This window comes from Polaromonas sp. P1_G2 (genome assembly GCF_056405515.1).
Window position 1 is genome coordinate 1 of sequence record NZ_JBFUBY010001331.1, and the last position, 422, is coordinate 422.

Below are 422 nucleotides of genomic sequence, written 5' to 3' on the forward strand. Positions count from 1 at the left end.
GCACGAAGGCGCGTGGATAGGTGCGGACGATGGCCATATAGTTGGCGGCGAGCGTTTCCAGGTCGGCACGCCAGTTGTCGCTGGGCTCAGGAATGACAAGCGTGCCGTTCAGCCGTGCCGCCACCGCGTCGAGCAGCGCATCCTTGCTGGAGACGTGATGATAGAGCGCCATGGCCTGGACGCCGAGGCTCTTGCCGAGCGTGCGGGTCGAGAGGTTTTCCAGCCCGTCCGCCTCGATCAGCTCCAACGCCTTGTCGACGATGAGATCGCGCGTCAGCTTGCGTCTTTTTTCCGGCATGCCGAATATTTCCTTTACAGCGTAAGATATCTTGCTAGTTTACAATGTAAGAATCTGGGGAGGAAAGCAATGCTCGATGTGAACAAGCCGACCGTCAGTGTCGAAACAGTCGAAGTCAATGCTT

General features: G+C 57.6%; 1 protein-coding gene. It reads right to left on the reverse strand.

Annotation, left to right across the window (positions count from 1 at the left end; translation table 11 throughout):
• Positions 1-298 (reverse strand): TetR/AcrR family transcriptional regulator (locus tag AC1D0P_RS30410; RefSeq protein ID WP_477680135.1); only part of this gene is annotated, 298 nt, incomplete at its 3' end.
• Positions 299-422: the final 124 nt, after the last annotated feature.